General features: G+C 57.8%; 9 protein-coding genes. 7 read left to right on the forward strand and 2 right to left on the reverse strand.

The genetic code is table 11. The features are described from left to right. Positions 1–10: 10 nt before the first annotated feature. Positions 11–1897 carry a polysaccharide biosynthesis protein gene (locus tag HWX91_RS21395; RefSeq protein ID WP_028199834.1) on the forward strand — a complete coding sequence of 629 codons (1887 nt, stop codon included), beginning with the start codon at positions 11–13 and terminating at the stop codon, positions 1895–1897. Between the two features lie 68 nt (positions 1898–1965). On the opposite strand, the gene HWX91_RS21400 is transcribed toward HWX91_RS21395, so the two are convergent. Beyond that, complete coding sequence (locus HWX91_RS21400) at positions 1966–3066, reverse strand: MraY family glycosyltransferase (protein WP_028199833.1); 1101 nt, start codon at positions 3064–3066, stop codon at positions 1966–1968. Positions 3067–3335: 269 nt separating this feature from the next. Between HWX91_RS21400 and HWX91_RS21405 the strand changes: the two genes are divergently transcribed. Both HWX91_RS21405 and HWX91_RS21410 read left to right on the forward strand, forming a co-directional pair. Next, positions 3336–4979: a methyl-accepting chemotaxis protein gene (locus HWX91_RS21405; protein ID WP_028199832.1), complete on the forward strand. Its 1644-nt coding sequence runs from the start codon at positions 3336–3338 to the stop codon at positions 4977–4979. Positions 4980–5700: 721 nt separating this feature from the next. After that, on the forward strand, positions 5701–6819 hold the full coding sequence (locus HWX91_RS21410; protein WP_042276882.1) for a glycosyl hydrolase: 1119 nt from the start codon (positions 5701–5703) through the stop codon (positions 6817–6819). A 66-nt stretch (positions 6820–6885) separates the two neighbouring features. On the opposite strand, the gene HWX91_RS21415 is transcribed toward HWX91_RS21410, so the two are convergent. Then, complete coding sequence (locus HWX91_RS21415) at positions 6886–7866, reverse strand: glycosyltransferase family 2 protein (RefSeq protein WP_028199831.1); 981 nt, start codon at positions 7864–7866, stop codon at positions 6886–6888. A 402-nt stretch (positions 7867–8268) separates the two neighbouring features. Between HWX91_RS21415 and HWX91_RS21420 the strand changes: the two genes are divergently transcribed. The 4 genes from HWX91_RS21420 to HWX91_RS21435 all read left to right on the forward strand — a co-directional run bounded on the left by HWX91_RS21420 (position 8269) and on the right by HWX91_RS21435 (position 13515). After that, a complete protein-coding gene (locus HWX91_RS21420) occupies positions 8269–9336 on the forward strand; it encodes a glycosyltransferase family 2 protein (RefSeq protein ID WP_221306618.1) in 1068 nt (355 codons plus the stop codon). Between the two features lie 39 nt (positions 9337–9375). Continuing rightward, entirely contained in the window at positions 9376–10845 is a 1470-nt protein-coding gene (locus HWX91_RS21425) for a N,N-dimethylformamidase beta subunit family domain-containing protein (protein WP_028199830.1), read from the forward strand. Then, positions 10845–12095 (forward strand): membrane protein, encoded by a 1251-nt coding sequence (locus HWX91_RS21430; RefSeq protein ID WP_042276841.1) that lies wholly within the window; start codon positions 10845–10847, stop codon positions 12093–12095. Before HWX91_RS21425 ends, HWX91_RS21430 begins: the two co-directional genes overlap by 1 nt. Positions 12096–12375: 280 nt before the next feature. Beyond that, on the forward strand, positions 12376–13515 hold the full coding sequence (locus HWX91_RS21435; RefSeq protein WP_244144117.1) for a cellulase family glycosylhydrolase: 1140 nt from the start codon (positions 12376–12378) through the stop codon (positions 13513–13515). The last annotated feature ends 109 nt before the right edge of the window (positions 13516–13624 follow it).

Below are 13624 nucleotides of genomic sequence, written 5' to 3' on the forward strand. Positions count from 1 at the left end.
TATAACGCTGATGTTAAGAAGCAAGGCCACCTGGCTATCTTTCAGCGCTTTCCTTTTTGACTTGTGCGCAGTCGCCGCCGCCTGGCTGGTCGCGTACATCATCCGTTTCAACGGCCTGATCCCGGAAGACTTTCGGGTCGGGGCAATCCACTCGCTCATCTGGGTTCTGCCGACTTACGGCATTATGTTCCGCATCTTCGGCCTGTACCGTGGCATGTGGGTCTTTGCCAGCTTGCCGGATCTTGTACGTATATCGAAAGCAGTCGCCGCTGGCGCGCTCGTCGTTATGGTTGCATCGGTGCTGGTTCAACCTATGCCGATCGTGCCGCGCTCGGTGCTGGTGGTGTCACCGCTATTTCTGTTTCTCGCGATGGGCGGATCACGCGCACTGTACCGTGCGACCAAAGAGTTCTACCTGTACGGTGGCCTCGTTGCCAAGGGTAAACCGGTCGTCGTGCTCGGCGCGGGCAACGCGGGGGCGAGCCTTGCCCGTGAGCTGTCGCGTTCGAGCGAGTGGCGCCTGGTCGGTCTGCTCGACGACGATGTCTCCAAGCATGGGCGCGAGATCTACGGCTACAAGGTACTCGGTTCGATCAGCGAATTGCCGCAATTGGCTGAGACGCTGAAAACCGAATACGCGATCATTGCCATTCCTTCCGCCACCGTGGACGTGCAGCGACGCGTTGCGACGCTATGTGTCCGCGCGGGTGTCCGGGCGCTTGTGCTACCGGCGCTGACCGACGTCACGCAAGGCCAGGCGTTCTTGTCGCGCGTGCGACAGATCGACCTCGAAGACTTGCTGGGTCGTGACCCGATCACTATCGATACACCCCACGTTGAAGCGCTGCTGCATGACAGGATAGTGATGGTCACTGGCGCTGGCGGGTCTATTGGCTCTGAATTGTGCCGCCAGATTCTGCGCTTCCGGCCGGCTCAACTTATTGCGTACGATCTGTCCGAATTCGCAATTTATCGGCTCACCGAAGAAGTCAACGAGCGTTTTCCGGGCGTGTCCGTGATTCCGGTCATTGGCGATGCCAAGGACTCTCTGCTTCTCGATCAGGTGATGTCGCGTCATACACCGCACATCGTATTTCATGCGGCCGCCTACAAGCATGTTCCGTTAATGGAAGAGCAGAACGCTTGGCAGGCAGTACGTAACAATGTGCTTGGCACCTATCGGGTGGGACGCGCGGCAATTCGTCATGATGTGAAACATTTTGTGCTGATTTCGACTGACAAGGCAGTCAATCCGACCAACGTCATGGGCGCGAGCAAACGTCTGGCCGAAATGGCGTGTCAAGCCTTGCAGCAGACCAGTTCGCGCACGCAATTCGAGACGGTTCGGTTTGGAAACGTCCTTGGCAGTGCCGGCAGTGTCATTCCAAAGTTTCAGCAGCAGATCGCGAAGGGTGGCCCTGTCACCGTCACGCATCCCGAGATCACGCGCTTCTTTATGACTATCCCGGAAGCGTCGCAACTCGTGCTTCAGGCTTCTAGCATGGGGCATGGCGGCGAGATCTTCATCCTCGACATGGGCGAGCCGGTGAAGATCGTCGACTTGGCGCGCGATTTGATTCGCTTGTACGGCTTTAGCGAGGAGCAGATCCGGATCGTGTTTACCGGTCTGCGGCCTGGCGAAAAGCTCTACGAAGAATTGTTGGCCTGCGACGAAACGACGACGCGCACGCCGCATCCCAAGCTGCGGACGGCACGCGCGCGTGAAGTGTCGGATGATCTGCTGGACAAGTTGTTGCCCTGGCTCATGCAGCATCGCGTGTTAAGCGACGATGAAGTGCGTCGCGACCTGCGCCGCTGGGTGCCGGAATATCAGCCGGCCAATGCACCGCCGCTGCGTAGCGTCGGCAATGTTACGCCAATCACGCGGGCTTCCTAGATCGCACTTGCGACGGGAATTTCTCGCTTTGTCATGCAAAAAAGGCGCTTTCGAGCGCCTTTTTTCTATTACCGCTTCCCCTTCCTCACCACCATCCACCGCGGCGACTTGAACCGTACGATACTCACATAAAGCCACACATAAGTCGCCGCAAACACCACCACAAAACAGAACAGATGCAGCGTATGCCGCCAGAACAACGTCGCCGGAACGACGGCGATCAGGCATAGCAGCCACAAGTAAGGCGACGTCAGCGAGTTCCGCCGCGTCAATTCACGAGCGGTTTGCGTGCCGACTGCCCAGCGCATCAACCGCTTATAAACCAGCATATGCAGATGCACGCCATCGGGAATCCCGGGCGATATCCCGCGAATGAATTTCTTCCGGTAGATCGAGAAGCAGGTCTCGAAGATCGGGTACATGAAAAGCAGCACCGGATACCACGCCGACACATCGCGATTGCGCATCACGAGCATGATCGACAGCTCGGCCAGCATGAAGCCGATGAAATACGCTCCACCATCACCGAGAAAAATCAGCCCGGCCGGAAAATTCCAGATGAAGAAGCCAAGCACCGCGCCCATCATCATTAACGACGCTGATAGCACGATCGGATCGGACACTTGGAATGCGACATAAGCGAGCGACGCGAACATCATGAACGCGACCATCGATGCAAGGCCGTTGAAGCCGTCGATGATATTGATTGCGTTCGCGAGCGCCGCGACGGCCAGCACCGTGACCGCACAGGAGATCACCGCATACGAGAGCAGAAAGTCGAGCGGCGGCACGCTGATGCGCGTAACCGCGATATCCAGCAGGAAATAGGCGAAGGCGGCGGCGGCCATCGTGCAGACGAGCCGTGCAAGTGGCGATACGCGCTTGGTGAGATCCTCGACCAGACCGGAGCCGAATGCCGGCATGCCGCATGCGATCAGCCCGAGGATGCCGCCGGACACGGCAGGATAGGCATGATGCAATTGCACCGCGGAGACGATCAAGCCGATCAGAATCCCGGCGCCACCAATGCGCGGCACCGGCCGTACATGGAATTTCTGCACCCCGGCCAGATCGGAATCGGTTGAGAATTTCTCATGCAGATGCGCATAGCGCACGATCAACAATGTGATCAGCAGTGAAACGAGAAAGCCGAGCGCAAAACTAAGCATGAAAGTGGGCCTGAGCGGAGACGCCGAATTATACAAACGAAACGCATGCCGTCCTGAAAAGCAGGGTTTGCTCCGATTATGCGGAAAATCCCAGATAGTGAGGTTGCGACTGCCCGCAAACCCATGCCCGTCATGGATTTCACCTATTTAACGAGGCTCGCGGAAGGCCGTTAACCTGGATGCGGCGACGTGTAAGTTGCAGGCGAAAAGGTTGATCGCCAGCGACTCGTGGGGTTCGCCGCCGATCATTAGGACGTTCCGGAGACCCAATGCTTAATAACATCACCATTCGCGGCGGCCTGACGCTCGTGATCAGCGTGTTCGTTGCTTTCCTGCTGATTGTGATCGGCGTCGGCTACGGCGCATTGAAGCTGGCGAATAGCAGCCTCGATGAAACGCAGCACAGCGCAGTGGCTCTGTCACATCTGAAGGCGAGCTCCGAGAAGCTGCTGCAAGTGCAGCTCGCGCTCGGCTCCTATCAGACGCTCTTCAGCGTCGGCAAGCAAACGGATGAGTTGTTGCCGGCTGCGCATAAGGTGCTGGTCGAATCGAACAAGGACTTCAGCAGCTACATGGCGGGTCCGTTCGCAAGCGAGGCGGAGAAGAAGCTCGCGCAATCCGTCGAGCAGGCACGTAGTGCGCTTGTCGATAAAGCGATTGAGCCCGAGTTCAAGGCGCTGACCGATTTCGACTTCAACACCTTCCGCAACATCCAGGGTGAGACGGCGAACGCCTTCTACGCGACGTATTCGAAGTCCATCGATACCCTCCAGCGTGTGCAAATGGATAGCCAGCGCCAGCAGGCCGAGACCGCTGCGCAGCGCTTCCAGATGGCGACGCTGCTGTTCGCCGGCATCGGCGCGATTGCCTTGGTGATCGGCGTGATGGCGCGGGTCGGCTTGTCGGCGGCGGTGATCAAGCCGGTCAATGCAACCATCAAACATTTCGAGCGAATCGCAGCCGGCGATCTGACGATCAGCATCAGAAGCAAGTCGCGCAACGAGATGGGCCAGTTGCTCGGTGCGCTGACGAAGATGCGCGACGGCCTGGTCGAGACGGTGGCCAAGGTGCGCGGCAGCACGACGGCAATCACTCAAGGTGCGAACGAGATTGCGTCGGGCAACGCCGATCTGTCGTCGCGCACCGAACAGCAGGCCGCCGCGCTTCAGCAAACCGCGGCAAGCATGGAACAGCTTTCGGCGACGGTGAAGCAGAACGCGGATAACGCGAAGCAGGCAAACCGGTTGGCGCAGGGTGCGTTGGATACGGTGACGCGTGGTGGTGCTGTGGTGTCGCGTGTCACCGAGACAATGGATGGAATCAGCGAGTCGTCGAGGAAAGTGGCCGAGATCATCGGCATGATCGAAGGCATCGCCTTTCAGACCAACATCCTGGCCTTGAACGCGGCCGTCGAAGCAGCGCGTGCGGGGGAGCAGGGGCGAGGCTTTGCAGTGGTTGCCTCGGAAGTGCGTAGCCTCGCACAGCGGTCCGGCTCGGCGGCGAAGGAGATCAAGGAGTTGATCGGCGAATCGGCCGCGAAAGTGGAGCAGGGGGCATCGCTCGTGTCCGATGCGCAGAAGACAATTCATGAAGCGATGGACGCGGTTCAACGCGTCACGGGTGTCATGAACGAGATCGAAGCGTCAGCGCTCGAACAGAGCGACGGGATCGAACAGGTCAACAAGGCAGTCGCACAGATCGACGAAGTCACGCAGCACAACGCGGCGCTCGTGGAAGAGGCTGCGGCAGCGGCCAAATCGCTGGAAGAGCACGCCGTCGCATTGCGTGATGCCGTCGCGGTGTTTCGACTCGATGACCCATCAACAACAGCTAAAGAAATAGTTTCAATTGAATATAACCCCAATAAAAAATCGTCTCTGTCGCACAACGAAATAGATTTAAAAATTGCTTGATTTATTGACTCGGTGTTGTTCCACGGCAAGTCATTTCGCGCCGTTCAAAGGCGCTCAGAGCTAGGCCTGGTGCGGGTTTCCACGGATCCGCGCCGGACCGGTCAAATTAGACGATTTGATTTTATATTAATAATATAAAAGTGAAACTTACCGCCTATTAGTCAGACGTTACACGTTGTTACGGTTCAAAACTCGAGAAAAACGTTTCATCTGTGTAACATTGCCTCACCTTATCGGACAGAACAGCGGTAGGTTCTGCCTAGGCGGTACGCATGTTGTGAAGTTGTGCCCAGTTTTGCCGGGTGCACAAGCCGTCCTGCCTTCTTTCATCCTGAACCAGTCGTCGATGGCTTCCCCCGAGGACGCCGGGGCGAACTTTTTTCTGGTTTTAGGCCGCTAAAAGCTCAGAGTCACAAAGATGAAACTACGAAATTTAATCAATTATTCCATCTACTTAGTTGTGCCAATTTTTGCGGCATGTGGTGGCGGTGGTGGCGGTAGCGACCCCGCGGGTGTTGCTGCCAACGCCGTCGATCCGACCACCGTAGTGAACGTCGCCAAGCATCCGGCGTCAGTCAGCGGCACCGCAATTCCCCCGTCTACCTCAATCAACGATGCATCGGGCGCTGTCTGGACCGTGAAGAGTGGCGTGGCCTATCGCGCGGGCCAGAAGGCCGGCTTTACGATGAACGTCACGCTGTTGCTGTGGTACGCCGGCAAGATGTATCAGCAGAACGTCGACAACCAATGGTGGGTCTGGCAGAACAGCAACTGGGTAGCATCGGCTGATCCGCGTCCTGCTTCTACTTCGGGCTCCACCTCGGGCAGCACTTCCGGTTCCACGACGACTTCCACCGCGGCATCCAGCACGGCCGGCACCACGAAGTCTGCGGCGATTCCGTTCTTCGGCGTCAATCAGCACTACAACTACGGCGGCATCTACACGTCGGTTCCGCTCGCCACCCAGGCCGCGACACTCACGGATCTTGGCTTGACGGGAACGCGCCAGGACATCCACGGCTACGATCAGATCGATACGGTCGCGAATACGGTTATCCCGGGCATGGGCTCGAAGATCACGGTCATGCCGATGATCGACGCCTATCCGTGGGACGATCCCTCGCTGAACGGCCAAACGCCCACTGAGGCGAGCGCTTACGCCTACGCATACTCGATGGCAGCGTACGCAGCGACCAAGTTCAAGGGCATTCCGGCGGTCGAATTCGGCAATGAATACGATCTCGATAGCCACAACCAACCGGTCGCTAACGACGGTGCGAACGTGTCGGACTACGACAACAACACGTGGCCGATCTGGCGCGGCGCGCTGCGCGGCTATTACGACGGCTGGCGTTCGGTGGACACCACCGGCACGACCAAAATCATCAACACCGCCTCATCGGGCTTCCTGCATCTGGGTTGGTACAAGGGCATGCTGACGGGTACGCAGCCGGATGGCTCGACCGGACACCCGGTGGTGAAGACGGACATTATCCAGTTGCACTGGTACTCCGACGGTGGCGATCCGGAGAATACGTGGGGTGTGACGGGCACGAACTACAACGTTCTGAAGTCCCTGCATGACGCGTACAACCTGCCGATCATGTTCACGGAAATCGGCGTGAACACCGACTTCTCCACGGCGCAGGCACAGACGTATATCAACAAGACGATTCCTGAGCTCGTCGCGGCCAAGGCTACGTACAACGTGATCGGTTTCAACTGGTACGAACTGTACGACGATCCGACCGGGAACTACGGCATCATGACCAGCAGTGCGACTCAGAAGCCGATCTACGCGACGATCAAAGCGGCGGTTGCAGCTTCGCCGGTACCTTAAGCAAGTAAATGAGGCGGTTGCGCGTGGCGCGCGCAACCGGCCTCAGCATGACTTGTCGCAGAGGTCCTAGCGTACGGAAAAGCGCCGGACGAAGCTGTAGAAGATTCTCGGATGTATCTTGAGCAGGCACATCACGAATGACAGCTTCGGACGGCTATCCGCATACATGCGATAAAGATGCTGAGGATGCAAGCGCTCGGCGACAGTCTCGAGAATGGGGCTGGCCAGTCGATACGTGGGTGCTCTCATTGCCACCTGAAACGCGATGGTTCTGAAGCCATAGATGTACTTCAGCCTGAAGAGACGCCGCTCCCGGTTCTTGATCGGAAGTGAAGCCGTGGTCTTCTCCACCAGATCCATGATGGCGAAAAGATCGAGGATCTTTGGATTGAAGCGCGTCGAGATTCCCGAATCGCGAAGCACATAGAAGTACAAACGGTCAGGTATCAGCCGGACCGTTCTGGATTTGCCCAAGGTCTGGACCGACACGCAGATATCTTCGTAGATGAGTCCGCTTGGATGGTGCACGTCTGCAAAGATGGAGCGCCGCACCAGTTTGTTCCAGCAGTAGGCCTGCAGCTTCAGGTCCATGATCCCCTCAACGGCCTCGACGCCGCTGATCACCTTGTCTTCACTGTCGATCTGGTAATTCACCGATCCGTCTGCATTGACGTTCGTCGCGGCGAACATCACCACATCGGCGTCATGTTTGACCGCTTCTTCGATTACTCTCTCTATCAGATTCGGTTCGACATAGTCGTCACTGTCAACGCAAAGCACATAGTCGCCAACGGCCTGCATGGCCGCAACTCGGCGTGTTTCGGCCAACCCCTGGTTGCGCTCGTTGACCACCAACTTCCACGGCACCTTGTTCTGCGCATTCAGAATGCGCTCCGCAATCTCGCCTGATCTGTCCGGGCTGCAATCGTCGACCGCAATGATCTCGAAGTCCGAAGAGGTTTGCGCTAGAAGCGAGATCAAGCAGGCTTCAACGTAAGGTTCGACGTTGTACATGGGCAGCAGAACGCTTACTTTTGGCGCTGGCATAGGTGAAGCCTCCTGATTGAGGTGTCGGACTGCTACTGGTTTGACGCAAGCACGCCAAGCACGCCAAGTACGTTAGGTACATTAGGTACATTAGGTACGTTAAGCACCTAAGTCCCCTCTCTGCCTGCCCACTGACACGCGCATTTCCAACTTGATGACGGTAGCTAACCGGTAATTTTGGGTCGGTGCGATACGTCACATTTCAGTGTCGCCGGCAATCGTCTGCGCTTTGCATCCGTGTTCCGGTCGATTCCACTCGGCGGTATGTGCCTGCACTGTGTGCTTCCGAACTTACGATCTCGTCGCCGCACCGCAATATGCAGTCGTACAGGGGGCGTACCGAAATATTCGCGTGGTCCGCATAAAACGAATCGACGACGATTTTTAAGGCTCACCCATCCTATGAAATCAGTGGATAGACGCAGCGGCGAGACGATTTTGTCCGTGGTAATCCCGGCCTTCAACGTCGAGCACTACATTGGCGTAGCGCTCAGATCGGCGATCGCTCAACCACGATCGGAAGAGATCGAGTTCATCGTAGTCGACGATGGCTCGACCGATGGCACGTTGAAGGAAATTCTTCAGGTCAAGGAAGAGGCGAGCGGACACAGCATCACGGTGATTCATCAGGAGAACCGCGGCGTCAGCGCAGCCCGTAACACCGCGATAGCGCGTGCAACCTCCCGCTACATCGGTTTCCTCGATTCTGACGATGAATGGGCGCCGAATTTTTCGGACATCATCATGCCGCTGCTCGATGCGGACACCGCGGACATCATCGAATTCAATGTCGGGATGGTGAATTCCAGCGGGCGCGTAGTGGGCGCACTAACGATGGTGGACGGCGCATCGACCGGGCTGCGTACCAACAGCATGACGACCCTGCTCGAATTTGCGCGCATATGTCAGGTTCATTCCGGCTCGCGCGTGTACCGCCGCGAGCTGTGGGACGGTATCGAATTCCCCGTCGGTCGCGTGTACGAAGACGCTTTTGCTATTCCGCTGGTGTACAAGCGCGCCCAGACGTTGTACGGCATTCGCGATCGCCTCTATTACTATCGGCGGCGCGCGGGCAGCATTACGCAGACCACCACGTTATTTTCAGTCGAATGCGTCGCACACTTCGCCGCGGATGCACTTAAGAAAAGCGAGGCGGAAGATGAGCGGGTCTACTGGCTCGCACTGTTCAGAAAGTTCTTCGCCAATCAGTGTTTTCTCGCTTCTCGCGTCGATGCGTCCGTGCTTCCCCAGGCCATGAAGCTGGTGGAGGAGACCGCCGCGAAGTACCGAAGCTTCGCGGTGAAACATAAGGAGCAGTTACCCGAGTTGCGCTTTCGTACGCAGATATCGGTCAACCGTCGCGTGTTTCAGATGAAGGGGTTGATCAAGCGCACGCTGGGCATGGAGTTGCGGCCAGCCGTAGCAGCGCCGAGCCGTGTCGATTCAAGTCGTCTGGACGATCGTCCCTGAGCCAGCGACCGATAAGTGACTTTTCGAGGCGCGCGAGGCATGCAACTCTACCCACTTCAAACTTCGTTTACTGCCGCAGACAATCTGGACCTGGCTGTGCAGCCGCGCAGCCGGTTCTCCATTGCGATCTATCAGCAACGGGGCGAGGAGTCATTGATCAGCGTGTGCGGCGTGACGGCGGTGACGACGCGGGACGTGACGGCGAAACTCATCAACGGTAACTACGTATTCGAATCGTCGCGCGAGCGCAAACCGGTTCGATTCGACCGCGACTGGCAATGGCCGACGATCACAGTCAAGCCGCAGGCTCACGCGCTGGAAAGCGGAGCTTATGCGGCGATTGCTTACGAAGTCGACAAGAACGGCGAGCCGCTGACGGATCTGGGGCGTCGTTGTGCTGCGCGTCTGCCGGTCTTCGCCGGGCCGCCGGATAGCGACAGCATGGCGCTGGTCGTGATCCGGCCGCGTTCGCCGGCGGCATCCATCGCGTACGTGGTGCCGATCGCCACCTATCACGCTTACAACTCGATGGGAGGCGGCTGCTTTTACGGCGATCCCGTCTACCGTACACGTCCGGCATCGAAGGTGAGTCTCCTTCGACCAGGCGGCGGACTCGGTATTCAGATCGGTCATGCCGAAGACCCATACGATAAGCGCTCACCCAGGCAGCACTTCACTCACTGGGATGCCAAATTCATCCGCTGGCTGCTTACGCAACATCTTGCGTGCGATTTTTATACCGACGTGGATCTGCATCGTGGGACGGACCTCGATCTCAGCAAGTATCGCTGCATGCTGAGCGTCGGTCACCATGAATATTGGACCCAGGAGATGCGCGATCACGTCTCGCGCTTCATAGCCGGCGGCGGCAATCTGGCCGTGTTCAGCGGTAACACCTGTTATCGGCCGATTGATTTCGGCACGAGTGGGGACCTGCAGAACATCAAGGAAATGAACCGGCTCGCCGACCAATGGCCGGATTTCAACGAGAGCAATCTGATCGGCTTGAGTTACGGCTATGGTGGCGGATCGTACGGTATCTGGAGCCGGTTCAGGCGGAAATGGGTGAGAACCGGCCGCGAACCGGTGGGCTTTACCGTGCAGCACGCCGATCATTGGGCATTCGATGGGACAGGCCTAAAGAATGGGCAGACGTTCGGCGCCGAAGACCATCTGGTCGGCTACGAAGTCGACGGCGTACCGCCCGCTCCGAACGGATTCGTTACGCTTGCCGATACGTCGCGGCTGGTGGGGTGGGAAATAGGCGGCGTCGGCGCGATGGGCATGTTCAGGCCGGAGCTGGGTGACGGGCTCAATCAGGGATGGGTTTTCAATGGCGGTACGACCGACTGGCCGCGCGTTCTGGGCGACAGCGGCGCGACCAGTCACGCGATCGTTTCGCAGATTACTCACAACGTGATCCGAAGGTTCACGAATGCCGCCGTTCACGACGCGTCGGCACTCGGGCATAGCGAACACCCAATGCCGATAGATGCGGGGAACGCGTGATGGGCGCACTTTGGGTATTCACCTTTTTCATCGGCGTCTTAAGCGATGTCATGTCCGGCGCGATCCGCTACTACACGTCGCTCGCGGGGGCGCCACAGGCCATCTATCTGCCCAAGCTGATGATGGCCGCGTGCGTTGTGCTGTTCCTTTCGTATCGCCCCAAGGTGAGCCACCTGCTCGTTTTCCTGTACCTCGCCATGCAGGCGTGCGTGTCGCTTTTCAACGGCATCAGTGCAAGCGCAGTGGCCTTCTGGGGGTGGACCGTATTGCCCATGTTCTTCGCGATTCTGGCGCCGCCTGAAGCGATCGAGATACTCGGCCGCCCGCTAGCCCGGGCGGCCTTCGTGATCGTCGCGGCGATTTGCATGTTAGGCGTGCTGGTGAATTATTTCGGTTACTTCACGCCTTTGCCCTGGGTCGGGGCAAGCACGATGGTGGACGGGACCGCTGTGCACGTTACGAACTCGAACTTCGTCGGAGAAATACCGCGCTTGCCGGGCTTCGGGCGCGATAGCGCCGCCACCGGACTCATGATCGGCCTGCTCTCGACGTGGCTGATACCGAGGTTCCGGTCACTCGCATTCGCGACGCTGATGCTTGCAGTGGCGGGGCTCTCCATCTGGGCCACGACCAATAAGACATCGCTCGTTGCGCTGGCGGTCGTGTTGTGCATCGAGCGATTCGGAAAGCTCGACACGATCAGAAAAGCGGCCGCCTGGGCTGCGGCGTCTGTGCTCCTGCTGCCGCTTGCGTCGTTTGCCATCACGGCGGCAATCAATCATTCGATCATTGGGGGCGGCGCGCTCGCTTCGTTTCAGGACCGATTCGAGAACACGTGGCCGCTGCTGCTGCAGGGCATGCTCCGGGAGAATCTCATCTGGTTCGGAATCGGTCCCGGCGGTTTTGGCGCGGCGACGACCTACTATCACCAGAACTTCGGCTTCAATATTGGCTATGCCGACAACGCCGCGCTCTATGCAATCGCGAACTTCGGCGTATTCGGCATGCTTATCTTCATCGTTCTGTTGGCAAGACTACTGTTCTTTAGTGAATCCAAAGATAGGCTTGCATGGACGATGTTGCTGTTTCTGTTGATCAGCGGCATCACCACGGACATTTTTGAATCGCTGGGTTGCCTGCTGTTCTTCGGCGTCGCGGCGAAATCGCTCTGGCTGAACACGCAGGAGCAACGCTTCCGTTTGAATCCCCGCGTGATGATGAGCTTGCGGGACAGAAAGTCGACGCTATGACGGAGCAGTCGTAGCAGGACAAATAACGACGGCACGTGGAATTCCCGCTACGCCGGCTTGGGGGCAGTAGATGAAGGCGCAACGAAGCAGGCGTTTCGGTCGGATTGGCATTGCAGTCGTAGGGTGCGTGGGTCTCGTCCTTGCGCTCGCGGGTGCACTGGCTATTCGCGCCTTTGCCGTACAGGCGCCGCCGCTCGTTGTTCTGGATGACCCGGCGCAAACGAACGAGAGATCGTACGTCGATCTGCCGTCATTCGCGGCATCGCGGGCTAACACCGGTGTGGCGATCCACGACATCGAGGATACGCGCCTGCTGGATGCGGTTAAAGATGTGGGCTTCTCGTTCATCCGCACGGATTTGTTCTGGGAAGCCGTGCAAGCGCCTGACGGCTGGCACTTTGAGAAATTCGACGCGCTCGTCGCCAATCTCGCGCAGCGAAAACTCGGCGCGCTCTTTATCCTCGGCTACAAGCACTATGTGTTCAGTCCGGATCAGCCGCCAACTACGACGAATCAGCTGAAAGCGTTCTACAGCTATGTTTACGAGTCGGTACGGCGGTACAGCGGTGCCGACGTCAAATTCGAAGTGTGGAACGAAGAGAACGATGCGGTGTACTGGCTCGCCCCGCCGTCGCCGTCGGCATACCGCAATTTGCTGATAACGGCGGTGAAGGCGGCTCGGGCGGCCAACCCCAAGGCAATGATTGCCACGGGCGGCGTGCAGGAAATGGATCTGGGATTCGTGCAGTCGGTCGGTGACATTTCGAGCACAACGCTGCGCGGACCGGATGCAGTCAGTGTGCATGCGTACCGTCAGCAGTATCCGGAGACGGTATTTTCGGATTACCGGACATTGCGTAAGGATCTGGCGGGCTACAAGAACTCACCCGCAATCTGGACGACGGAATGGTCTTACCCGAGTTATGGCTACGTGTATGTCGCCAAAATCGACGACGGCCATTCGCCCAGGGCGCTTGCGCTACAGGCCAAATATACCGTTCGGCGATTTCTGGTTGACTGGATCGCGGGTGTGGGACTCACGGCTTATTACGACATGCGCGATGACGGTAAAGATCCGATGAATCGCGAACACAATTTCGGCTTGCTGGATGCAAACAATAACAGGCTGCCGGCCTATAACGCATCGAAGTATCTGTTTTCATTTACGGCAGACATTGCCAGTGCAAAGTACTTTATCGACGAGAGCGGAAAATATGTCGTCCTGAAGTTAGCGACCACTACGGGCGCAAGCAAATATGTCGTGTGGGCCTATGGCGACCGAAATGTACTTAACTTGGACGCTTCGCATTTGCCTGAGCGTGCGACGATCACCGACATGTATGGACGAGTGTTAAAAGCGCCTGCGAATGGCGTGCTTGCAGTCCCCGAAACGCGTGGTCCGATCTTCGTCACTGTTTAAGCGGCAACGCCACCGTGCGATGTGGCAGAGAGTTTCTCGGCAGTTCCAGACAGGCCTATTCGAACGCTGGAAGCTGGTGTGTTAACGGGTTCACCTTCGTCTTTTATCG

The organism is Paraburkholderia fungorum, assembly GCF_902833645.1.
Lineage (GTDB): Bacteria > Pseudomonadota > Gammaproteobacteria > Burkholderiales > Burkholderiaceae > Paraburkholderia > Paraburkholderia fungorum.

What these genes read in the sequence shown, in the direction of transcription:
- HWX91_RS21395 (WP_028199834.1), top strand. Translation starts at nt 11, where the DNA reads ATGTTAAGAAGCAAGGCCACCTGGCTATCTTTCAGCGCTTTCCTTTTT.
- HWX91_RS21400 (WP_028199833.1), bottom strand. Translation starts at nt 3,066, where the DNA reads ATGCTTAGTTTTGCGCTCGGCTTTCTCGTTTCACTGCTGATCACATTG.
- HWX91_RS21405 (WP_028199832.1), top strand. Translation starts at nt 3,336, where the DNA reads ATGCTTAATAACATCACCATTCGCGGCGGCCTGACGCTCGTGATCAGC.
- HWX91_RS21410 (WP_042276882.1), top strand. Translation starts at nt 5,701, where the DNA reads ATGTATCAGCAGAACGTCGACAACCAATGGTGGGTCTGGCAGAACAGC.
- HWX91_RS21415 (WP_028199831.1), bottom strand. Translation starts at nt 7,866, where the DNA reads ATGCCAGCGCCAAAAGTAAGCGTTCTGCTGCCCATGTACAACGTCGAA.
- HWX91_RS21420 (WP_221306618.1), top strand. Translation starts at nt 8,269, where the DNA reads ATGAAATCAGTGGATAGACGCAGCGGCGAGACGATTTTGTCCGTGGTA.
- HWX91_RS21425 (WP_028199830.1), top strand. Translation starts at nt 9,376, where the DNA reads ATGCAACTCTACCCACTTCAAACTTCGTTTACTGCCGCAGACAATCTG.
- HWX91_RS21430 (WP_042276841.1), top strand. Translation starts at nt 10,845, where the DNA reads ATGGGCGCACTTTGGGTATTCACCTTTTTCATCGGCGTCTTAAGCGAT.